Source organism: Klebsiella sp. GL120222-02, assembly GCF_003097195.1.
GTDB lineage: Bacteria > Pseudomonadota > Gammaproteobacteria > Enterobacterales > Enterobacteriaceae > Klebsiella > Klebsiella variicola.
On the sequence record NZ_QEQO01000007.1, the window covers coordinates 88,426 to 111,103 of the forward strand.

At 55.0% G+C, this 22,678-nt stretch carries 21 protein-coding genes and 2 tRNA genes; 14 read left to right on the top strand and 9 right to left on the bottom strand.

Features of this window, described 5'->3' with window-relative positions; translation table 11 throughout:
• Nucleotides 1–30: 30 nt before the first annotated feature.
• Nucleotides 31–106: transfer RNA gene (locus N438_RS19770), tRNA-Asn, on the bottom strand.
• Between the two features lie 330 nt (nt 107–436).
• Here N438_RS19770 and nac point away from each other — a divergent pair.
• The 3 genes from nac to ldtA all read left to right on the top strand — a co-directional run bounded on the left by nac (nt 437) and on the right by ldtA (nt 3,430).
• On the top strand, nt 437–1,354 hold the full coding sequence (nac, locus tag N438_RS19775; protein ID WP_087731556.1) for a nitrogen assimilation transcriptional regulator NAC: 918 nt from the start codon (nt 437–439) through the stop codon (nt 1,352–1,354).
• Nucleotides 1,355–1,460: 106 nt separating this feature from the next.
• Nucleotides 1,461–2,411, top strand: coding sequence for an HTH-type transcriptional regulator Cbl (gene cbl / locus N438_RS19780; RefSeq protein ID WP_004180456.1), 951 nt, complete (start codon nt 1,461–1,463; stop codon nt 2,409–2,411).
• 77 nt (nt 2,412–2,488) lie between these two features.
• Nucleotides 2,489–3,430 carry a L,D-transpeptidase gene (ldtA, locus tag N438_RS19785; protein ID WP_032733302.1) on the top strand — a complete coding sequence of 314 codons (942 nt, stop codon included), beginning with the start codon at nt 2,489–2,491 and terminating at the stop codon, nt 3,428–3,430.
• Nucleotides 3,431–3,628: 198 nt separating this feature from the next.
• Here the strand turns inward: ldtA and N438_RS19790 are convergent, their stop codons facing one another.
• Nucleotides 3,629–3,868: a hypothetical protein gene (locus N438_RS19790; RefSeq protein ID WP_048271876.1), complete on the bottom strand. Its 240-nt coding sequence runs from the start codon at nt 3,866–3,868 to the stop codon at nt 3,629–3,631.
• A gap of 304 nt (nt 3,869–4,172) precedes the next feature.
• The gene (locus tag N438_RS19795) at nt 4,173–5,093 is read right to left on the bottom strand and encodes a LysR family transcriptional regulator (protein ID WP_116696430.1); all 921 of its coding nucleotides are present in this window, start codon (nt 5,091–5,093) and stop codon (nt 4,173–4,175) included.
• Nucleotides 5,094–5,235: 142 nt separating this feature from the next.
• Here N438_RS19795 and N438_RS19800 point away from each other — a divergent pair, with 142 nt between their 5' ends.
• The 5 genes from N438_RS19800 to N438_RS19820 all read left to right on the top strand — a co-directional run bounded on the left by N438_RS19800 (nt 5,236) and on the right by N438_RS19820 (nt 9,694).
• Nucleotides 5,236–5,625, top strand: coding sequence for a RidA family protein (locus N438_RS19800; protein WP_012541196.1), 390 nt, complete (start codon nt 5,236–5,238; stop codon nt 5,623–5,625).
• A 126-nt stretch (nt 5,626–5,751) separates the two neighbouring features.
• Nucleotides 5,752–6,711, top strand: coding sequence for a zinc-binding alcohol dehydrogenase family protein (locus N438_RS19805; protein WP_008804188.1), 960 nt, complete (start codon nt 5,752–5,754; stop codon nt 6,709–6,711).
• A gap of 397 nt (nt 6,712–7,108) precedes the next feature.
• Entirely contained in the window at nt 7,109–8,005 is an 897-nt protein-coding gene (locus N438_RS19810) for an ABC transporter substrate-binding protein (protein WP_008804189.1), read from the top strand.
• Complete coding sequence (locus tag N438_RS19815) at nt 8,002–8,940, top strand: amino acid ABC transporter permease (RefSeq protein WP_008804190.1); 939 nt, start codon at nt 8,002–8,004, stop codon at nt 8,938–8,940. Before N438_RS19810 ends, N438_RS19815 begins: the two co-directional genes overlap by 4 nt.
• A complete protein-coding gene (locus tag N438_RS19820) occupies nt 8,933–9,694 on the top strand; it encodes an amino acid ABC transporter ATP-binding protein (RefSeq protein ID WP_008804191.1) in 762 nt (253 codons plus the stop codon). Before N438_RS19815 ends, N438_RS19820 begins: the two co-directional genes overlap by 8 nt.
• On the opposite strand, the gene N438_RS19825 is transcribed toward N438_RS19820, so the two are convergent.
• The 4 genes from N438_RS19825 to purB all read right to left on the bottom strand — a co-directional run bounded on the left by N438_RS19825 (nt 9,689) and on the right by purB (nt 14,300).
• Nucleotides 9,689–11,032, bottom strand: coding sequence for an MmgE/PrpD family protein (locus tag N438_RS19825; RefSeq protein ID WP_110220120.1), 1,344 nt, complete (start codon nt 11,030–11,032; stop codon nt 9,689–9,691). The two genes, N438_RS19820 and N438_RS19825, sit on opposite strands and share 6 nt — an antisense overlap.
• A 167-nt stretch (nt 11,033–11,199) precedes the next feature.
• Nucleotides 11,200–12,384: an amidohydrolase gene (locus N438_RS19830; RefSeq protein WP_012541199.1), complete on the bottom strand. Its 1,185-nt coding sequence runs from the start codon at nt 12,382–12,384 to the stop codon at nt 11,200–11,202.
• On the bottom strand, nt 12,385–12,921 hold the full coding sequence (locus N438_RS19835; protein WP_008804194.1) for a GNAT family N-acetyltransferase: 537 nt from the start codon (nt 12,919–12,921) through the stop codon (nt 12,385–12,387).
• Nucleotides 12,918–14,300, bottom strand: coding sequence for an adenylosuccinate lyase (gene purB, locus N438_RS19840; RefSeq protein ID WP_012967652.1), 1,383 nt, complete (start codon nt 14,298–14,300; stop codon nt 12,918–12,920). The genes N438_RS19835 and purB overlap by 4 nt, the downstream gene beginning before the upstream one ends.
• A 365-nt stretch (nt 14,301–14,665) precedes the next feature.
• Here purB and N438_RS19845 point away from each other — a divergent pair, with 365 nt between their 5' ends.
• From N438_RS19845 to N438_RS19855, 3 genes are read left to right on the top strand one after another with little or no spacing between them, the layout of a single operon-like run.
• Entirely contained in the window at nt 14,666–15,751 is a 1,086-nt protein-coding gene (locus tag N438_RS19845) for an iron-containing alcohol dehydrogenase family protein (RefSeq protein ID WP_060876546.1), read from the top strand.
• Nucleotides 15,752–15,755: 4 nt separating this feature from the next.
• Entirely contained in the window at nt 15,756–17,087 is a 1,332-nt protein-coding gene (locus tag N438_RS19850; protein ID WP_101139466.1) for an LLM class flavin-dependent oxidoreductase, read from the top strand.
• A 21-nt stretch (nt 17,088–17,108) separates the two neighbouring features.
• Nucleotides 17,109–18,320 (top strand): aminotransferase class I/II-fold pyridoxal phosphate-dependent enzyme, encoded by a 1,212-nt coding sequence (locus N438_RS19855; RefSeq protein ID WP_060876548.1) that lies wholly within the window; start codon nt 17,109–17,111, stop codon nt 18,318–18,320.
• A gap of 358 nt (nt 18,321–18,678) precedes the next feature.
• Here the strand turns inward: N438_RS19855 and mtfA are convergent, their stop codons facing one another.
• Entirely contained in the window at nt 18,679–19,479 is an 801-nt protein-coding gene (mtfA, locus tag N438_RS19860) for a DgsA anti-repressor MtfA (protein ID WP_165818807.1), read from the bottom strand.
• 90 nt (nt 19,480–19,569) lie between these two features.
• Here mtfA and N438_RS19865 point away from each other — a divergent pair.
• Nucleotides 19,570–19,659: transfer RNA gene (locus tag N438_RS19865), tRNA-Ser, on the top strand.
• Between the two features lie 274 nt (nt 19,660–19,933).
• On the opposite strand, the gene ompC is transcribed toward N438_RS19865, so the two are convergent.
• Nucleotides 19,934–21,079: a porin OmpC gene (gene ompC, locus N438_RS19870; RefSeq protein ID WP_008804200.1), complete on the bottom strand. Its 1,146-nt coding sequence runs from the start codon at nt 21,077–21,079 to the stop codon at nt 19,934–19,936.
• 538 nt (nt 21,080–21,617) lie between these two features.
• Here ompC and drpB point away from each other — a divergent pair.
• Both drpB and N438_RS19880 read left to right on the top strand, forming a co-directional pair.
• On the top strand, nt 21,618–21,899 hold the full coding sequence (drpB, locus tag N438_RS19875) for a cell division protein DrpB (RefSeq protein ID WP_008804201.1): 282 nt from the start codon (nt 21,618–21,620) through the stop codon (nt 21,897–21,899).
• Nucleotides 21,900–21,941: 42 nt separating this feature from the next.
• Nucleotides 21,942–22,649, top strand: coding sequence for a phosphohydrolase (locus tag N438_RS19880; protein WP_116696432.1), 708 nt, complete (start codon nt 21,942–21,944; stop codon nt 22,647–22,649).
• The last annotated feature ends 29 nt before the right edge of the window (nt 22,650–22,678 follow it).

Here is a 22,678-nt window from a genome sequence, read left to right on the forward strand (position 1 = left end):
AGCCTGCTCGAAAGCAGGCTTTTTTAAATTTGGCTCCTCTGACTGGACTCGAACCAGTGACATACGGATTAACAGTCCGCCGTTCTACCGACTGAACTACAGAGGAATCGTGTGAACGGGGCGCATATTAACGATGCCATCCGGCCTTGTCAAAGCCTGATTCAAAGAATTGCGTTCAACTGCTGACAATTTCAACAACCCCTGGCTGGGCGCCGCTTTTTTCACCATTACGCACCGTTGCGGTGCAAAAATACCCCTAATGGGGCATACCACAATCTGCTTACCGGGCAAATAAAAGCTGGATTGTTATCACTATCCCTTATAACACGGCCTCTGGCGGGCAGCGGCAGCGCAATTGAAAAGCTGGCAAGCAAATTGCAGAACCAGTTACATCATACTTCCAGCGTTGACGCTGGCGTTCCTTACAGGAGGCAAAATGAACTTAAGACGACTGAAATATTTTGTGAAAATCGTCGATATCGGCAGTCTGACCCAGGCCGCTGAAGTCTTGCACATCGCACAACCGGCCCTGAGCCAGCAGGTCGCGACCCTGGAAGGTGAAATGGACCAGCAGTTGCTGATACGCACCAAGCGAGGGGTCACGCCAACGGAAGCCGGTAAAATTCTCTACACCCATGCGCGAACCATCCTGCGCCAGTGTGAGCAGGCGCAGCTGGCGGTCAATAACGTCGGCCAGACGCTGCGTGGTCAGGTCTCGATTGGCCTGGCGCCGGGCACGGCGGCTTCTGCCATTACTATGCCGTTGCTGCAGACGGTGCGTAATGAGTTGCCCGAGGTGATGGTCTATCTGCAGGAGAGCAGCGGCACTGCGCTGAATGACAAGCTGGTGGCGGGTCAGCTGGATATGGCGGTGCTGTATGAGCGTTCGCCAGTGGCCGGTATCGTCAGCCAGCCGCTGCTGAAAGAGGATCTCTACCTGGTGGGTACCCGCGACTGCCCGGGACAGAGCGTGGATCTCACGGCGGTGGCGGAGATGAACCTGTTCCTGCCGCGGGATTACAGCGCGGTACGGGCGCGGGTCACCGAGGCGTTCACCCTGCGTCGTCTGTCGGCGAAAATTATCGGCGAGATCGAATCCATTACCACTCTGACCGCGGCTATCGCCAGCGGCATGGGGGCGACGGTCCTGCCGGAATCCGCTGCCCGCTCCCTGTGCGGCGCGGCAAACGGCTGGATGGCGCGGATTAGCACGCCGTCGATGAGCCTGTCGCTGTCGCTGAATATGTCGGCACGCGGCAGTCTGTCGCCGCAGGCGCAGGCGGTGAAAGAGATCCTGCTGTCTCTGGTGAGCCGCCCGTCGCTGGAGAACCGTGAACTGCAGCTGGTTAGTTAGGCTATATTCTCTTAAGGAATAAGTTGCTGGTTTTTATTATTTGTTACCTGGGACAACAGACTTTAACAATAGCAGATATGTTAAGTCCATTGGCCCGGAGGAAAGGGTGAACTTCCAGCAACTGAAAATTATCCGTGAGGCGGCCCGTCAGGATTACAACCTGACGGAAGTCGCGAATATGCTCTATACCTCGCAGTCAGGCGTCAGCCGCCATATCCGGGAACTGGAAGAGGAGCTGGGGATTGAGATCTTTATCCGTCGCGGTAAGCGCCTGTTAGGCATGACCGAGCCGGGTAAAGCGCTGTTATCCATTGCCGAGCGCATCCTCAATGAAGCCAGCAACGTCCGGCGGCTGGCGGATCTCTTTACCAATGATGCCTCCGGTGTCTTAACCATCGCCACCACCCACACCCAGGCGCGCTACAGCCTGCCGCCGGTGATTAAAGCCTTCCGCGAGCTGTTCTCAGATGTTCGCGTCGAGCTGGTGCAGGGCACCCCGCAGGAAATCGAAGCGCTGCTGCATAACGGCGGGGCGGATATCGGTATCGCCAGCGAGCGCCTGAGCAACGACCCGACGCTGGCGGCTTTCCCCTGGTTCCGCTGGCATCACAGCCTGCTGGTGCCGAAGGATCATCCTTTGACGCAGGTTTCTCCTCTGACGCTTGAGGCAATAGCCCGCTGGCCGTTAATCACCTACCGCCAGGGGATCACTGGCCGTTCGCGAATCGATGAGGCCTTCAACCGCAAGGGGTTGATGCCGGATATCGTGCTGAGCGCCCAGGATTCCGATGTCATCAAGACCTATGTCGAGCTGGGGCTGGGCGTCGGGCTGGTTGCCGAGCAGTCCGGAGATGCCCGGGAAGCGGACACCTTTACGCGTCTCGATACTCGCCATCTGTTCGATGCCAATACCGTGTGGCTGGGGTTGAAGCGGGGCCAGCTGCAGCGTAACTACGTCTGGCGCTTTATCGAACTGTGCAATGCCGGACTGTCGCTGGATGAAATTAAGCGTCAGGCGATGGAGCCGGAAGAGGCCGCTATCGACTATCAGATTTAAGCCATCGCGGTCAGCGGATCGAGGCGAGGAAATAACGCTATAATTCACACACGAGAGTCGCGACTGAGGAAGGGAAAATGACGATGCGGCGTGTGAAATTACTTTGTTCTGCGCTGATGCTGCTCGCCAGCCACGGCGCGCTGGCCGTCAGTTATCCGCTGCCACCGGAGGGAAGTCGTCTGGTGGGCAGCGCATTTACCATCGCCGTGCCGGAGAACAACACCCAACCGCTGGAAAGTTTTGCTGCCCAGTACGGCCAGGGGTTGAGCAATATGCTGGAGGCCAACCCCGGCGTTGATGTTTATTTGCCGCACTCCGGTTCGACGCTGATTATTCCGCAACAGTTGATCCTGCCTGACACCGTGCGCGAAGGGATCGTCATCAACGTCGCCGAAATGCGTCTCTATTATTACCCGCCGCTGGGCAATAGTGTGGAAGTGCTGCCAATCGGCATTGGCCAGGCCGGACGCGAAACCCCGCGTAACTGGGTGACGGCGGTAGAGCGCAAGCAGGAGGGACCGACCTGGGTTCCGACCGCCAATACCCGGCGCGAGTATGCGAAAGAGGGCAAAACCCTGCCGGCGCTGGTGCCGCCCGGGCCTGATAATCCGATGGGGCTGTATGCGATCTACATCGGCAGGCTGTACGCCATCCACGGCACCAACGCTAACTTTGGCATTGGGCTGCGCGTCAGCCAGGGGTGCATTCGCCTGCGCAATGACGATATTAAATTCCTGTTTGATAACGTACCGGTGGGGACGCGCGTCCAGCTAATCGATCAGCCGGTGAAGTACACCGTGGAGCCGGACGGCAGCCATTGGCTGGAGGTGCACGAGCCGCTGTCGCGCAATCGGGCGGAATTTGAATCCGACAGAAAAGTCCCGCTACCGATGACCTCGGCGCTGCGCGAGTTTACCCAAGGGCCGGGAGTGAGTCCTTCGCAGGCCGAGCAAACCCTGCAGCGCCGCTCCGGCATGCCGGTGAATATCAGCGCCTCAGCGGTGCAGGGGAGTTTGTAGCGGGGCGTTTAGCCTGATTAACGGTTATTGTAAGAAGGCTCTTTTGCTGTCGATGCATTCAACGTTGTTGGGGATAAGGATCGGGAAACCGATCCTTAACTTATCAGCAGTGGCGGTGATGGCGTTTTAATGAGGGTGCCAGGAGATGCTCAGGAGGAGATGATAAAATCTGCAAATATATCTATGGACTTAATATTGTTACTGAGGATCTTTTTTTTGGCTGCCATTGTCCATGAAAGCGAAGATACCGCTTATGATAGCCAATATCCAGAATATAATACTAATGAGTTTTGCAGAATCCATATTATCAAAACACTCCTGACCACAGCCACTACCGCTGACCCCCATCCCGACGATCATGAAGCTCATCATGCCGCTCAGCAATGCCAGAATCACGAAAACTACCGTGATGATAATTTTTATACCTTTTTCATAAATTAATATCCTTATTTTATTAAATGCAATTTTCTATAATTACAATGAATGGTGCGGGAATGACGATATTAAAGATAAAGTGTACCTCATCGGGAATCCCATGAATACTGTAGTTAGGCAAACAGACTAGTGTTAGGGGAAAAATTTCCAGCGAGTCCCGAACAGGACGGCAATCCCGCATTATAGTTCTTGGATTCGTTATAAATATTTAAATTGGGAAAACGATTTCTATTATTAACTTTCGTTCAAAACAACGGGAATGATCACCCATCGTCGTTGATAAGCGAATCAGGGAGCTGGGATGTCGTTACTTATTGTTGGTAATGGGGACATGCTGTTGCATCAATTCAACGATCCAGTCAATAAAAACGCGCAGTTTGCCGTTGACATGGCGGTTCGGCGGAAACGCCAGGTGCAGGGGCATTGGGCTGATACGCCATTGTGTAAATAACGGAATCAAAGCGCCAACAGCCTGATGTGCTGCCGCCATATAGATTGGCAGCGCAATCACGCCTAACCCGGCTAATCCAGCTTCGAGGTAAGCATTGCCGTCATCTACGGCAAGCACATAATTGCCCGTAATTTCAATCTGTTCACTCTCACTGCGCAGAACCAGAGGATCAATCTTACGGCTGCGTGAGGACACGAATCCTACTATGCGATGGTCGGTGTTTTGCAGTTCTCGCGGGTGCGCAGGGGCGCCAAGGCGTTCCACATAATGGGGGGCGACGTAGACGCCGATTTGCAAATCGCCGACATGGCGTGCGATTAGGGACTGGTCGGTGATTTCACCACCGCGCAGAACGCAATCCACGTTGTCGCCGATCAGATCCACCACCCGGTCGCTCACACCCATGTCGAACTGGATATCAGGGTAGCGGGCGTGGAAAGCCGGTAGCGCCGGCACCAGAATAAGGCGGGCCAGCGGACTGGGTACATCCACCCGTAGCCGTCCCCTGGGCGTCATCGCCGCACTGGACAGGCTGTTTTCAGCATCCTCCATGTCCGCCAGCAGACGGATGACGCGTTCGTAGTAGACCGCGCCATCAGGAGTCACACCGAGTTTGCGGGTAGTGCGATGGAGCAATTTGACGCGCAGGCGCGCTTCCAGCTGCTGAATGAGTTGCGTCACCGTGGTTTTGCTCATATGAAGCGTTTGGGCAGCCTTCGTGCAGCTACCTGCCTCTACCACGCGAGCAAAGGCGCGCATCGCATCGAAACGATCCATTCCTTATCCTCTCTTTTCACCGATTGTTTGGATATTACAAACAATGAGGGACAAAGTCGCTTGTTTATCCGCCCGATCTCGCCGCTGTAAAGTGTCTTTATATTCACCGGGCTTATTTCGCCCCACGATAAAGGTACAAAACATGACAGCACGCGAAGCCGTTTTTCCCTTCGGTCGGCAGACGCTCTATGAGCGCAATCGCTATTCACCGGCCATCAAATCCAATGGTTTTTTGTTCGTTTCGGGGCAGGTTGGTAGCCGCGAGGACGGCTCGCCTGAGCACGATCTGCAAGCTCAGGTCAGGCTGGCGTTCAATAATCTTAATGCTGTGCTCGCGGCGGCGGGCTGCACGTTTGGTGACGTGGTAGACGTTACCCTCTTTGTCGTCGATCCCGAGTCAAATCTCGACGCTATCTGGAGTATTCTGCCAGAATATTGGGGGGAGGCGCCTTACCCTACGTTGACCGGGATCGGCGTGACCTGGCTTTACGGATTCACGTTTGAGATAAAGGTCATTGCCAAGCTGCCCTAAGCGTTATGAGTCTTTCCGCCAGTCGAAAATTCAATAGGGCAACCTGCGCTGCCTGTGGAGGTCTATGCTGGATCGGGAGAGTTAGCCAGACGGGTGCGGATTAACGGAGGGGACAGAGGACAATTTATGAAAGCAGCGGTTTATGACGTGGCAGGCGCTCCCGGCGTCCTGAAATATGTCGATATCCCCGATCCGATCACCGGGCCTGACGATATCCTGATTGCTGTCGAGGCAATCTCCATTGAAGGAGGCGATCTGATCAACCGCCGTTCAACTCCGCCGCCGCTTCCTTCATGGGTCGTGGGCTACGCGGCCGCGGGCACAGTGGTTGCCGTCGGATCGAATGTCCGTAGCCGTAAGGTTGGGGACAGAGTCGCTGCTTTTCACCTGCAGGGATCACATGCGGAACGTTGGGCGGTACCCGCGGAACACACCTGGCTTATCCCCGATGGCGTGGAGATGCCTGAAGCGGCGGTGGTACCGATTTCTTTTGCAACCGCGCATCATTGTCTTTTCACCCGAGGCATGCTCCGACACGGAGAAACCGTCCTTATTCAGGCCGCGGCGGGTGGCGTGGGGCTCGCGGCCGTTCAGCTTGCCTCGCAAGCAGGCGCAACGGTCATCGCCGTGGCAAGCGGAACACAGCGCAGGAGTCGGTTGCTTGAACTGGGTGCCGATCATGTCGTGGATCGTGCCGAGCACAACATCGTAGACCGTGTCCGACAGTACACCCAGGGTACCGGTGTTGACCTCGTCATCGATCCGGTGGGGACGACGCTGCCTGCTTCGCTTTCTGCACTTGCCCCGGAAGGACGTCTCGTCTTCGTCGGTAATGCGGGCGGGGGGAGTCTGACTGTCGACTTGTGGTCGCCAATGCAGTCTAACCAGACACTCATGGGAGTCTTCATGGGCCCCCTTTTTGCAAGGCCTGGCGTGCGGGCCAGTGTGGACGACCTGTTGCAGGCTGTAGCAGCAGGGCGTATCAAGGTGGTCATTGACCGTATCTTCCCCCTGGCTAACGCTGCCGCGGCCCACGAATTCGCTGAGACAGCGAAACCGCTTGGCCGCGTCGTGATGAAGCCATGAGGTGCGTTTGACCAGTACGCGTGCGCCAGGCTAATGACTTGCATCTGGTATCAAGGCGATTTACCTGACGCATAGCAGGCGTGAGCGCACGGTTAAAACCGCAGAATATCAAAAGGAGTGGTTTAACATTCTTTTGAGCCAGCGAGTGCTGCGAGCCCACGGCGCTGACCTTGAGTTTGAATGAAAAGTGTTCTTTAGCCCGCCCCTGACTTTCCCATTTTTTCGAAATCTTTATCTCTTTTTCTCATTTGTCAGTAAAAGGCATATGCCCGCAGAATCATGTCTAAGGCAGGGCGGGTGTTGCACTATCAATGATAAAACCCCTCTGATGGCCTTGCCTCTTTTACCACACCTCTTTTGTGGTTTTTACAGGTTTTAACCAGGAAAAGGCTTCTTTATGACGTTATCTAAATTACTGCTTCCTTTGCTGATTGCCGGGAATCTCTCTTCTGCGTGGGCTGCCGGGCAGGTTGTTCCGTCCTCTACCACCTTTCATGTCACCGCTGATGAGGCGCTGAAAAGTAAGCTTCCGCCGGATATCGCCAAACGCGGATATATCGTTGCAGGCACCAATCCGAATACGCCCCCAACCACTTTTTTCCAGGAAGACAATAAAACGCTCGCCGGGCGTGAGATTGATGTGATGAATGCCGTGGCGGCAAGGCTCGGTGTGGAAGTGCGCTGGCAGGATACCGGCGGTTTCGACAATATTATTCCGGGGTTGAAATCGGGTCGCTATGACGTCGCACTATCCAATATCAACGCCACCAAAAAACGTCTCGAGCAGGTCGATTTCGTCAGTTACTACGATGCGTCGCGCCTGGGGGTCATCTCGCGTAAAGACGCCAATATTGCGCCATTTACCTCTTTTGAGGCTGTGTGCGGGCAGGAAGTGGGCGCCGGCGCGGGCACTACGCAGATTGGGCGTCTTGAAGCTGCAAGCAAAATTTGTACTGATGCGGGTAAGCCGCCGATCAAGATTGCCGTATTCCCGGATCGCCCTTCAGGCGTACAGGCCGTGGTCAGCGGTCGCGTACCGATGTTCTTCGGCCCGTATGAAGGTCTGACCTATCAGGTTAGCCAGGTCAAACCGCTGACGCTGACCGGCACTATTCATGTTGATGATGCGCCTGTCTCCGTGGCGTTCCCTAAACAGTCGGGGCTGGAAGAGGCGGTGCAGGCATCCCTGAACTCGCTGATCAAGGACGGGACTTACCAGAAAATCCTCGATAAATGGTCCATCGGTTTTGGCGCAGTCAAAGAGTCAAAACGTAATGAAGAGATTTTCGGATGAGCAGTGAAACACACGATCAGCAGCCGGAAGAACTGCGGATCATCGGTAAAAAATATATCGGGCGCTGGATAAGCGCCCTGATCGTATTGCTGATATTGCTGGCTATGGGGAACTCCATGCTCAGCAATCCGCGTTTTGAATGGTCGGTGATTGCCGAAAACTTTACCGGTCCGTCGATCATTCAGGGCGTACTGATGACATTGCAACTGACCGCAATTTCCGTGATTTTTGGCTTTGCAGGCGGCACGATCCTGGCGCTGATGCGCCTGTCATCCAATCCGGTGCTGGTCGCTGTCAGCTGGGGGTATACCTGGTTTTTCCGCGGGGTGCCGATGCTGGTTCAGTTATTTCTCTGGTACAACATTGCCGCGCTTTACCCGACTATTTCGATTTCGCTGCCGTGGGTTGGTGAAATCTGGAGCGCTTCTGCGAACTCACTGATTAGCCCGTTCAGTGCTGCCGTGATTGCATTAGTCATGCATCAGTCTGCCTATGCCGCAGAGATTATCCGCGCCGGGATCCAGAGCGTCGGCACCGGGCAAGTCGAGGCTGCACGTGCTCTGGGTTATCGCCCGGCACAAATATTCCTCCACACCATTTTGCCGCAGGCGATGCGCGCCATTCTGCCTCCGGCCGGGAATGAAGTGATCGGTCAGTTGAAAACCACAGCGGTTGTCTCGGTGATTTCACTACAGGATGTGCTGTTCTCCGCGCAGATTATTTATCAGCGCACCTATGAAGTGATCCCGCTACTGCTGGTCGCCACGTTGTGGTACCTGCTGCTGACATCATTGCTTTCAGTGATTCAGTATTACGTTGAACGACATTTCAGCCGCAGTAGTCACCGCAAGGTAAAACGCAAAGCCGGGAAAGCGTCGGCATCCGGCGCGGTCAGTACCCCCAGTATCAGCGCAGGAGAAACCAGCCATGGGTGAAGCCATTGAATTTCGCAAAGTCACTAAGCGTTTCTCCGGTAATACCATTCTGGATGAAATCAGCCTCGATATTCCGGCCGGCTCGGTCACGGTGATCCTCGGGCCTTCCGGTTCAGGGAAATCCACCTTGCTGCGTTGTATCAATCATCTTGAAAAACTGGATGGCGGCACGATCCGTATCGGTGGCGAACTGGTGGGTTATCAGCAGAAAGGGCAGGCATTGTATGAACTGAGCAGCCGCAGAATCGCCGCGCAGCGCAGCCGTACCGGCATGGTATTTCAGCAATTTAACCTGTTTCCGCACCGCACCGTTTTGCAAAATATTACCGATGCGCCTTTGCGGGTGAAGAAGCAAAACCGTGAGCAGGTACTCAGTAAAGCCCGCGCGTTGCTCCGGCAGGTTGGGTTAGCCAGTCGTGAAGATGACTGGCCGCAGCAGCTTTCCGGTGGGCAGCAGCAGCGTGTAGCCATTGCCCGTGCGCTGGCGATGGATCCTGAAGTGATGTTGTTCGATGAACCCACTTCCGCGCTGGATCCTGAACTGGTGGGCGAAGTGTTGCAGGTGATCAAAAAGCTGGCGCACTCCGGGATAACGATGGTGATTGTCACCCACGAAATCGGCTTTGCACGAGAAGTGGCAGATAACGTCATCTTTATGGAGGGTGGCAAGATTGTGGCGTCGGGGCCAACGAAAAGTGTACTCGATGAAACGGAGAACGTCCGTGTCCGTAATTTCCTGTCGACGGTTTTATAATGACGCTGCGTTAATTTGTTTCGCAAATAACATATCAACCAGCCGCGGCAGACTGTCGCGGTTTTCCAGCCTGCTCAGCGCCACCAGCTCCACCCGCTTTGCGTCTGTGAGGCCGGGCAAACAGGCACGCAGTTTTGCCGGTAAATCAAACGGGATCGCCAGGCTTTGCTGCCGCGTGAAGCGCTGTTGCAGCACGCTACCGTCACGCAAAAACACCGTCACCTGATGAAAACGCGCGGCCGGGTTCAGCTCGTCCGGCGGTGCGGAGAAATCCGGGCAACGCGCCACACTTTCTGCCAGCGCGGCAATATCTGTCGCCACCGGCGCCGATGAGAAATCCTCTAAGCGTAGTTCTCCGCGCAGCAAACATGCCGCAATCACGTATTCCAGACTGAACCTGGCTTCAACGCCGGTGTTGGGTTTTCGCACCGACGCCGCAATATCACCGCCCGGCGGAAAAGACACTTCAATGCGTTCGATGGCTGCGATCAGTACATCCGCGCCGTTGCCCGTTTGCAGCCACTCCTGGCGGAGAGCTCGTGCGGCATCGGCGGCGCTATGCGTGCCTCCGCAGGTCGGATAGGGTTTGAATTCCAGACCGGGCGAGATAATCCGCCACGGCGCGCCCCAGCCTGAGATAAGTTTTTCCGGCTGCTGCTGACCGGCGCAATAAGTCGATAAAAAGCTGTCCAGCACGTTGTCCGGCTGGCCGTGAAAGCCTGCCAGCGTGAGCTGTGTGGCAATGACGGCGGTCTGCGCCGCCAGGCCCGCGTGCAACGGTTTGACATCACTGCCGAACTGCGCACGTAAGCCCGCAGACTGCGTCGCCGCGATACCCAAAATCACTGCCGTTTGCCGCTCCGTGGCATGCACCAGCCGCGCGCAGGCAGCGGCGGCGGCAATCGTGCCGAGCGTAGCGGTATTGTGAAAACCGAGGGTGTAATGCTGAGAACCGACGGCCAGCCCGAGGCGCCCGGACATTTCCACTCCGGTCACATACGCATCGAGAAAATGTGCGCCATTGATATCGGGTCTTTGTGAGGCCAGCGCCAGAAGCGCGGGCAAAATCACCACGCTGGGGTGCCCGCGAAAATCGGGATGGAAATCGTCAAAATCCAGCGCGTGCCCGACATACCCGAGCAGCAACGCGCGGGTCGGCGGATCGTCAGCGCGGTAAACCTGATGCAAACTGTTCAGTCCCGCATCGGGGAAGTCGCCGCGTAAAACCGGCAGGGTAACCGCCAAAAAATCCAGTAACCCTTCCCGTGCTGCTTCATGAGCCGCGGGGGAAGGGGACGAGCTGACGATAAGTTTCGCCAGCGATTGCGTTAATGTCATCGGTGTATTCCCCGTTTCAGGCCTGAGCGACCGAAGATAATAAATTAACGAAAGGTTCACGCTCGCAGAGCGCATGCAGTTGCACCAGCAGGGCGTCTGAAATCGGGTGCCCGTCAAGGGTCAACGATGAGAATCCATGCCTGGCAAGTCGGTGCCTGCTTGTCGATTCATGCGCTTTTATCCTTGCTGTTTATTTCCGCACTGAGAGTGCGCAGCGCTTGTACCGCCAGTTGCGACAGGTAATGTGCAGTCGGAAACAGGGCGCGATCGTCAACGCGAAATTGTGGATGGTGCAGCGCGTAAGGGCCTCCGGAGCCGATCATGATGAATGCGCCGGGCAATTTTTGCTGATAGAACGCGAAGTCCTCCCCTATCGGGCTGGCTTCAACGCGACGGGCTTCAAAGCCGGAGCCTTCACCGTGCGCCAGCGCGAAATCCACCCATTTAGCCGTATTGACCACTGACGGCGGGCCTGGCTGCCAGTCGAGGCTGATGTCGGTATCAAATGCCGCAGCGATACCCGTAAGAACCTGCCGCAAACGGCGTTCGATCAGTTCCCGTGTGTCCTGATTAAAGGTGCGGACGGTGCCTTCCAGCCAGGCGGAATCCGGGATCACATTCCAGGTGCTCCCGCTGTGAACCTGGGTGATAGAAACCACCGCGTTGTGTGCGGACGGCACGTTGCGGGCGATCAGGGTTTGCAGCGCGGAAATCACCTGTCCGGCGATAATAATCGGGTCGTTGCCTTCGTGTGGACGCGCCGCGTGGCTGCCGGTACCGGAGATGGCGATCGCAAAGCGATCCACGCCGGCGGTTAATGCGCCGTCTTTGCTGCCGATAACGCCAACCGGCAAAGAGGGATCGTTATGAATGCCGAAAATGACGGCAGCGTTATCGAGCGCGCCGGTGCTAATCAGCGCCGGCGCACCGTGACCGGTTTCTTCCGCCGCCTGAAACAGAATGCGCACCGTGCCGGAAAGCGAATCTTCCTGCGCTTTCAGCAAAATCGCCGCGCCAAGTGCCGCCGAGGTGTGGAAATCGTGGCCGCAGGCGTGCATCACTCCGGGATTTTGCGAGGTGTAATCCACAGCGGATTTTTCTTCAATCGGCAGGGCATCGATATCAGAACGTAGCACCACCAGTTCGCCGGGATTGATGCCGCCAATTTCTGCCACCAGACCAGTTTTGAGCGGCAAATCTATCACGCGGATTTGATACTTCTCCAGTACCGCCCGGATACTGGCAGTGGTGTTAAATTCGTCGTTGGACAGCTCCGGATGGCGGTGCAGGTGGTGGCGAAAATCCTGAATAAACGCCGCCAGTGGCTGATGTTCCTGCGTGATATCTAACATTTAAACTCCTGTAGGTGGCTGACGTTCCAGCCAGCGGGCGTGGCTTTTTTCATCGAGAATTTTTTTCAGGTACAGCGTGATATGTCCTTTGCCGAGGTCTCTTTCAAAGACCGGCTGAAAACCCAGTTTCAGGTACATATCGCGCAGCCACGGATGGCTGGTGGCGGTACCGAGTGAGTAAGCCGGGGCTTTCAGTTCGCGGATCAGAATGTTGTCTTCCAGCCAGCCCAACAGTTTTTTGCCGAGGCTCTGACCGGCGTAATCTGGATGCGTGCCAAACCAGCCAATATGCGGCAGGCCCAAAGGGCCGGGCATTGCGCCCCACGGGAAGCGCAGGGTAACCGAAGCCGCCATCCGCTGGTCATCAAAGAGCGCAAACACCGCATGATCGTCGAGGTGTTGTGTCACGCGTACCAGATCGGCGGTGGCAGCATCAAACTGAATCCCGAGCGCTTTGATTGGCGCGTAGGCGGCCAGCATCAGTGTCAGATAATCGTGTTTATCATCCAGCGTCAGCCGCCTGAAATGTTGTGTCATAACCCAGATCCCTCAGGAGAAGTCAGATGACCGGACTGCTCGGCAAAGCGGATGACGTCATCGACTTTTTGCGCGGCGCAGCCGGTGTAATGAGCCGGATCTAACCAGTGGTCAAGATCCCGTTCAGTAATACAGGCCGCCAACACCGGATGCGCAAGCAGAACGGTTTTAAAAGCGTGTCGTTTTTCAAACGCCTGCATGGCGCATTCATAAACCAGATGATGCGCGGTTTGTTTACCGAGTTTTTTACCGACCTCAAACATCACTTTTTCGGACAGCAGCAGGCCGTCCTGCATTTGCAAATTCGCAAGCATGCGTGCTTTATTGACCGTCAGGCCGGAGAGAATCGACTGAGCATTTTGCAGCTGTGCAGAGAGATAAATCGAGATTTCCGGCAGGGCGAGCCACTCGGCGCGCCAGCTCATCGCATCACGTTCATGCTCCACGTGCATCGACTGATAAATCAGTGATGCGCTGTGCAACAGCGGCTGTGTCAGGCTGGCAAGACCTTCGAGGGCCGCGGGATTGCGTTTGTGCGGCATGGTGGTGGAGCCGATTTTCCCGCTGCTGAACGGCTCTTCGACTTCATTAATTTCGGTGCGCATCAGGTTGTAAAGTTCGTTGCCGATTTTGCCCAGAGTGCCGCTGATCAGCACCGCCACCGAGGCGTATTCTGAAAAGCGGTCACGCGCAGCCTGCCAGCCGATATTCGGCGTACTGAGGTTCAGGCGCGCCAGTGTGCGGCGTTCTACCTCCGGACCCACTTCGCCAAGCGCAGCGTAGGTACTGATCGCGCCGCTGATATTACCGGTCAGCAGACGCGGCGTGATGGCGGCAAGACGGTCGAGATGACGGATAAACTCATCCAGCCAGACGGCGACTTTAAAGCCAAACGTGGTGGGCAACGCCTGCATACCGTGGGTGCGGCCTGTCATCAGCGTGTACTGATGCTCACGCGCCAGCGCTTTCAGCTCATTCGCCACGGCGGTGCTGTCACGGACGATCACTTTCAGAGTTTGTGCCAGCTGTAAAACGGTGGCGGTATCGATGATATCCTGCGTGGTTGCGCCGTAATGAATGTATTCCCCTGCGTCACCGCATTGCTGTTGCAATGCGGTGAGCACCGGCATCAGAGAATGTTTCATCTGCGCGCCGGAGGCGGCGATGTCCTTAATATTCAGCTGGCTGGCATTGGCCAGCTCCGCAATGCTCAGCGCAGCCTGTTGCGGAATCACACCCAGCTCACCTTCGGCCAATGCCAGCGCAACTTCGACATTAATTTGCTGTGTCAGGCGATTTTGCTCTGACCAGATTTCCCGCATTTCGGGTGTGCCAAAATTGTTGCCAAGTAAAAGAAAATCTATCGGATGTGAGGACATAATACTCTCGTCTTATATAAGGGATAATTAACGTTGTTTTAAGATCGTCATTAAAAACACGATATCGAAATGGCGTATCAGGTATGGGATGATGCCAGATGCTTCTGTTTTCATTGCGTTAAATTAGCCCTGTCTGACACTATCATTTCTTTGATCCAGCACAGCATGCAAGGGGTTTATAGGCTATAGCAAAAATCAATCTATGCTATTGAGAATAAGTTAATAAGGATCCCCACTTAGCACTTTGTTAATTTTTTCAATTCTCGTAGGATGCTTTTAATAACACTTGAATATATCCCATATCAAATTCCTGTTTAATTACGGGGAGTTTCTCTTTAACCAGACGACAAATACAGGGCATCGATGTGTTCGCCATAAAATCACCGCAGACCTATCATCATCAGCCCGGCCTGCTTTCACGCACCGGTGAGCTACTTGCCGTTCATTCCTCCGATGTCGCGATCATCACCAGCCCGAAAGCGTGGCGGGCGGTGAATCCGCAACTGGAAACCAGCCTGGAGGCAGCCGGTATTCGCTGGCAGGTCAATTTTCTCACCACGGAATGTACCGATGCGGCTATCGAAACCCATCTGAACAGCGTGCGGGAACAAAACGCCACGCTGGTACTGGGCATTGGCGGTGGGCGGGTGCTTGATTGTGCCAAAGCGGTGGCGAATCTGCTGTCCCACGTCGGGCTGGTGACCATACCGACCGTTGCCGCGACCTGTGCCGCCTGGTCGCCGGTCAGCATTATTTATAATGAGCTCGGCGGGCATGTGCGCAGCCAGCCGTTGTCGCGTATGCCGCTGATGCTGCTGGTCGACACGAATGTGATTGCGCAAAACGATGTGCGTTATCTCAAAGCGGGCATCGTGGATGCGCTGGCGAAATGGTACGAATTCCGCCCGTATAAACAGAAAAGCGACGACAGTCTGGCGCTGAACCTGAAAGTTCAGGCAGCAAAACTGGCGGTGGACGTCTTTGAACAATACGGCGCTCAGGCGGTGCAGGACAACGCCCGCCATGAAGTCACACCGGCGCTGATGAAAGTTATCGACGCCAATATCGCGGTGGCAGGTATGGCTAACAGCATGCGCGATGAAACCCCTGCGCCGGGCGTGGCGCACGCGATCCATAACCGTTTCACCCATCAGCCGGAATTGCATGACTGGCTGCACGGCGAGAAAGTGGGTTTCGGGTTGCTGGTGCAGTCCCTGTTGGAAAGCGATGACGGCCAGCCCGAGGTGCAGTTGCTGTCGTTGTTACGTGAATATGACGCGCCACTGTCATTGCCGCCACTGAATGGTGACCGGGAGGCGATCATCGCGGCCATTGCCCGCGAAGTAAAATTCTCCGCCGAAAATGCCGCCCGTTTACCGTTTCCAATAGCAGCGGAAAATATCGAAAAAGCCCTGCGGAAAACCGAAACTAACTATTATTCACAGGGATAACGCCATGACCTCTGATTCATCTTCTGCAAAAAACACACGTCAATTGCGTCTTGGTCTGTTTGTACAGCCGCTCGGGCATCACGTCAGTGGCTGGCGCTTAACTGAACACCTTGGTTCGCCGACCGACATCGACTGGCTGACGGGGATTGCCAAAAAAGCCGAAGAGGGCAAGTTCGATATGTTCTTCGTCGGCGATGCTCTGGCGACCAGCGTCTACCGGTTGCCGTCCACCATGGCGCGGCTTGAGCCGCTGACCTTGCTGTCGGCGCTGGCAGTGCAAACACGCCATATCGGGCTGGCCGCCACGGCTTCAACGACATTCAGCGATCCGTTTAATCTGGCACGCAGCTTTTCTTCTCTTGATCACATCAGCCACGGCCGTGCGGCGTGGAACGTGGTAACGTCGTTTTCCACTGACGTGGCGCGCAATTTCAGCCGCGACGATATGCCCACGCATGCCGAACGTTATGCCGTGGCGCATGAGTTTCTCGAGGCGACGTTCAAACTGTGGGAAGGCTGGCAGGAGGGGGCGGTGCAGCCGGACAAGGCCAGCGGCCAGTATTTCGTGAACGAGAAAATCCAGCCGGTGAATCATCAGGGCACGTATTTTCAGGTACAGGGTCCGCTGAATATCACTCGTTCGCCGCAGGGGCGCCCGGTGATTATTGAGGCTGGTTCTTCTGCTGACGGCCAGAAACTGGCGGCGGCCACGGCGGAAGTCGTGTTTACTGCGGCCGCCACGCTGGAAGAAGCGCAAACGTTTTACCGCGCGCAAAAACAGCAGGTGAAAGAGGCCGGACGGAATCCAGATCACGTGCTGATTTTGCCAGGCGTAATGCCCATCGTGGGCCGCACGCTGGAAGAGGCGCATGAAACCTGGCGTGAACTGAATTCGCTGGTGGATATTGATAACGGCATCCGCCAGCTTTCCACCCGTTTTAATATGGATCTGAGTGTGTTTCCGCTTGATGGACCGGTGCCGGATGTGCCTGCTGGTGAAGGTAATCAGAGCCGAGTGAAACTGCTGACCGATCTGGCGTATCGCGAAAATCTGACCCTGCGTGAACTGGCCGCGATTGCTGCCGGTTCGCGTGGGCACCGCGTACTGGTCGGTACGGCGGACGTTATCGCCGATGATTTCCAGCACTGGCTTGAAGAAGGCGGGGCAGACGGTTTCAATATCATGCCGGCGGTGATGCCGGAACAGCTTTCGCTGTTTGTTGAGCTGGTGATCCCCGAATTGCGCCGTCGCGGGTTGTTCCGTGAAGAGTATGAATTCAGCACGCTGCGTGAAAACCTTGGGCTGCCTGAGCCTGACTTTAACCGCCTGTCTTAACTTTAGCGTTGGAACATTACGATGACGATTTCTTTGTCAGACCGCGTTCAGCGCGTGTCACTTTCCGCCAATGCTGCGGCGAAACAGCGCACCAATGACCTGAAAAAAGCTGGGGTGGATATTTTGGATCTCACCACCGGTGAGCCGGATTTTGATACGCCCGCTCACATTAAACAGGCAGCATACGAGGCGATTGCGGGTGGTGAAACCAAATACACGCCGACGCCGGGCATTCCAGCGTTGCGTGAGGCGGTGCGACAGAAATTACAGCGGGAAAACCGGCTGCCATTCCCTGTTGCCGACATTATGATTGCCAACGGAGCCAAGCAGGTCATTTTCAATGCCTTTGCCGCTACGCTCAATGATGGCGACGAAGTGATTGTGCCGGTTCCGTACTGGCCGACGTTTCCGGATAGCGTGCGTTTTAACGGCGGCACACCGGTTTTGGTCGAATGTCATCTGGAGCAGGGTTACAAACTGACGCCGGAACAGCTGGCCGCCAGTATTACGCCGCGCACCCGCTGGCTGGTGCTCAATCATCCAGGAAATCCGAGCGGCGCAGTATATTCCGCCGCGGAATTGCAGGCGCTGGCCGCCGTCCTGCGCGGACATCCGCAGGTGCTGGTCATGCTCGATGACTTATATGAGCACATTCTGTTTGATGGCTGTGAACACCAGAATCTGCTCAACGTAGCCGCTGATTTACAGGGGCGCAGTCTGCTGGTGGGCGGCGTATCCAAAACTTATGCAATGACCGGCTGGCGAATTGGTTTTGGTGCCGGGCCACAAGCGCTTATTGCCGCCATGACCGTGGTGCAGTCGCAAATCAGTTCCGGTGCCAGTTCGGTGAGTCAGGCGGCTGCGCTGGCAGCCTTTAACGGCGGGCTGGATTTTATTGCGCCACAGGTTGCGGCTTATCAGCAACGGCGCGATGTGATAACCGACATTCTGGCGAATATTGACGGGCTGGAGTTGCGGGTGCCGCAGGGCGGTTTCTTTGTCTTTTGCCGCTGCGCCGGATTAATCGGACGTTACCGGCCAGGCGGGGCGAAAATCGAAAACGAAGCTGACGTGCTGGATTATCTGCTGGAAAACGGCGTGTCCGGCGTTGGCGGCAGCGCATACGGCTTGTCGCCCTATTTTCGATTATCGATTGCCACAGACAACGCCACGGTAGCTGAAGCCGGGCGGCGCATTGCATCGGCCTGCGCGAAACTCAGTCCCGCTGAGTAAACTTAAAAGGTTTTTCATTAGGCTTGAAACTGCGGAATTGGGTGTCGCAAAAAGACATAGGGTGGTCAGCGCAAAATCGAACTGAAATGACCCAGAATATTGCCTGATGCGGAGGAAGGAATGAAAATGCATCAGGAAAATTTTTCACGCTAACTTGTTGAATCTACATCGTATAAAGGTTCGTGAAGAGGCATGAAAACCGAAAAGCAAAAAGCCTGCTCGAAAGCAGGCTTTTTTAAATTTGGCTCCTCTGACTGGACTCCCAAAAACAGGCGCATACTACTGGCCTCGCATTTTTGTGTCAACACTAAAATTAACTTGCTGATTCAACTGGCTAAATTTAGCCCAGGGCGTTGTTTTAGTGAACAATGCGCCGATTGTCTTCATCCTGCAGGCCATTCTCACGTATCCGCTGCAGCGGATCCTGCTGGTAGAAGTGGCAAAAACGCTGCCACAGGGCGGGGAAGCGGGGCGCGAACAACTCGGGCGCGCTGAAAAAATATTCCGAGAGGACGGCAAAGCACTCCGCGGGGTCGGTGGCGGCATAGGCGTCAATGCTGGCGGCGCTTTCCCCCACCAGGTCTATCTCATCCTGAATATTGTTCATTGCCGCGTGGAGATCGTGCTCCCAGCCGGCAACCTCGCGTAATGGGATAAGCGGCACGCCGCTGGCCCGATCGCCATTCCTCGCATCCAGCTTATGCGCCACCTCGTGCACCACGAGGTTAAAGCCTGACGCATCAAAGGAGTCCTGAATATCCAGCCAGTTCAACACTACAGGCCCCTGCTGCCAGCTTTGTCCCGATTGCACCACCCGCTGGTGATGGACCAGACCAATATCATCTTCCCATTCATCATCCACGACGAACGGGGCTGGGTAGATCAGCACTTCATGGAAACCGTCCAGCCACTCTATTCCCAGCTCAAGCACTGGCAGACAAAAGAGCAGGGCAATGCGTGCCTGATGCAGCGGGGTGAGCTCCAGCCCCTGCAGCGCCACCAGACGTTTTTGCTGTAAGAAACGGGCAGCCAACTGAGTAAGCTTGCGCTGCTCAGTGGGAGAAAGATGGGCTAAAACCGGAATGGCAAGCGCTTGCTCCCAGGGCATCTCTGCGTTGCCGGACTCATCATCTGCTTTCCAGGGCCATTTAAACATCATATTGCTCGCAAAGTCGTCACTTGAACACGATTACCGAAACGGGAGCTATTAAAATGCCAAAGATCCTGGCATTATAGCAACCACAACAGCGGAGAGATGCCGGAGCGGCTGAACGGACCGGTCTCGAAAACCGGAGTAGGGGCAACTCTACCGGGGGTTCAAATCCCCCTCTCTCCGCCACTTTTCTCTTAATGACCATTCCCCTTCAATCACACCGTTAGCTTCAGGTATAACGCCTGCGCTGGGGTATCGCCATCATCATCGTCCTGGTTTCAGCGTAGAGACGCGGTAGCGCGCTTTATCCTTTTAGGACCTTATCGCCGCTTTTTGCCCGAACGAGCTTAAACGCATCATAAAGAGGGAAGGTACGCCTGGAAAGCGGCAATGTCGAAAAGAGTGATCTCAACGGAGCGGGAACATAAAAAAGCCCGCTGAACGCGGGCTTTGACGGGGATCAGAACTGATAGACCAGGCCGAGGGCGACGATGTCATCGGTCGCGATACCGCTGTTTTTGTAGAAGCGGTCGTCTTCATCCAGCAGGTTGATTTTGTAATCCACATAGGTGGACATATTTTTGTTGAAGTAGTAGGTCATGCCCACGTCGACATACTTGACCAGATCCTTGTCGCCGTAGCGAGAATAGGTGTAGAGATCTTTACCCTTCGACTGCAGATAGGCGACAGACGGACGCAGCGGTAAATTAAAGTCGTCAAACTGATACTGCGCGACCACTTCGAAGTTCTGCGTTTTGTTGGCAATCCCACCAAAACTATCGTTGCCGTAGAAGGTCATGTTGCGGGTTTCAGCATACATGGCGGCCAGATAGATGTTGTTGGCGTCATATTTCGCGCCGACGGTCCAGGCGTCAGCTTTATCGCCATTGGCGTAGCGCTGGCTGCTACGAGCCTCTGCCAGCTGGTTATGGGTACGGTCAGAAGACGAATACGCTGCCCCTACGCTGATCCCCATATCAAGATCGTAGTAGCTGGAGATACCGAAACCGTCGCCATTTTCCCGCGCCAGTTTACGTTTGCCGCCGTTATTAGTGCCTTCGCCAGAACCGGCGTTTTCATTATTACCCTGATACTGCAGAGCGAAATGCAGACCGTCGACGAGGCCGAAGAAGTCGCTGTTACGGTAGGTTGCCACGCCGTTGGTACGGCCGGTCATGTAAACGTCGGTCTGGGTGTAGGTATCGCCGCCGAATTCCGGCAGCATATCGGTCCAGGATTCAATGTCGTACACCACGCCGTAGTTACGACCGTAGTCCAGTGAGCCGTAGTCGGCAAACTTCAGACCAGCGAAGGCCAGACGGGTCCAGGAGTTTGCGCCTTCTTTTTCAGTGGTATTTGCCTGAATGTTGTATTCCCACTGACCGTAGCCGGTTAACTCGGAAGCGATCTGCGTTTCGCCTTTTATACCAAAGCGAGCATAGGTCTGATCGCCATCCTCTGAAGTGTCGTCAGAGAAGTAGTGCAGGCCGTCGACTTTTCCGTAAAGGTCCAGTTTGTTGCCGTTGTTGTTATAGATTTCCGCGGCATTAACGGCATTGGCCATTAATAATGCCGGTACCATGAGTGCCAGTACTTTTCTTTTCATTATATATTCCCTTTTAATAATAATTTCTATGAATTATGACAATCCCTCCGGAATGACTATCAGATACTAACGACTAAGTTCATTTTTATTTAAAATAAAAGATGTAAATAAATAATATAAAACATTTCAATTTATTTCAATTTGGTTCTTTATATTATTTATGAATAATTTTTGGTGGAGTATTATTTTGTTATATAGCAATGGGATATGACTTGGTTTGATTGATTTTGTTAACTTAATGAAATGAGTTATATGAATTAACATCAAGGCATCATTCATCACGAAAATTGCTTTTTGGCCGGCAAAAATAATCAATAGATTATCAATGCAACACGCGACCTCCCGCGCCGGAATAAATTTTTTGCATGGGGCGAAGAATAAATAAAACACTTCAGCGCCCGCTCACCGGCAGCATAAGTCGCAGGTTGACGTAGAAGATGGGGATGAAACTGCTGCCTGCTGCACAGGTTGGCGGTATAATGTGATGCTTGTCACGTTTTGAGTGGCGGTAGTGTGTTGTGTCACGGAGAGGAATGAGATGGAAGAGCAGGCAAAACGCAGCCCCGGAGGGAAGCTCGCGTTATGGGCGTTGTATGCTTTTTGCGGATATTGTGTCTGGGTCATCGTGCGTTACTGGTGGGTGGTCGGAAAAATTCACAGCGTTCCCGGCGCCAGCGTGGAGGGCGATTTGGGAACCACAGCGGGAAAATGGCTTGGTGCGCTGTTGGGGATGTTAGTCCTTGCGGGCATTGGCGCGATCCTCGGGGCGGTTGTCTGGTATACCCGGCCGTCTCGCGGCGAGCGGGATCATCAGCGGTAAAGTTGCTATGCTCGAGGCTGACCTTCACATAAAGGAAAGCCTATGAACCTGGTTGACTGGCAGCAACGATATGAGCACTGGATACTGACGCACCACGCGCAGGATGATGCCGCACACGATCTGTCCCATTTCCGTCGCGTCTGGGCCACGGCTACCCTGTTGGCCGCCGGGGAGGAGGTCGACCGACTGGTACTCCTCACGGCCTGCTATTTTCATGACATCATCAGCTTGCCGAAGAATCATCCGGAGCGAAGCCGTTCCTCGATGATGGCCGCCGAGAAAACCCTCGCGATCCTACAGTCCTCTTTTGCCGATTTTCCCGTGGAGCGTTACGCGGCGGTCAGCCATGCCATCGAGGCGCACAGCTTCAGCGCGGCGATCCCGCCACGCACGCTGGAGGCGAAAATCGTCCAGGATGCCGACCGTCTTGAGTCGCTGGGGGCGATTGGTCTGGCGCGCGTCTTCGCCGTCGCCGGCGCCCTGAATACCATCTTGTTTGATGCTGAAGATCCATTTGCTGACCGGCGGGCGCTGGATGACCGCAGATATGCCCTTGACCATTTCCAGTGCAAACTCCTGCGCCTGCCGGAGACCATGCAGACGACCAGAGGAAAAGAGATGGCGCAGCACAATGCCCGCTTCCTCGTCGAATTTATGGCCAAGCTTAGCGCGGAGCTGCAGGGGGAGCCGCTGGCGCTGGATGAAGCGGTTTTACGCCGCTTTGCACCGCAGGCGTCAACCGACCGGTGATTTATGGTACTCTCTGCAAAAATCGTCCG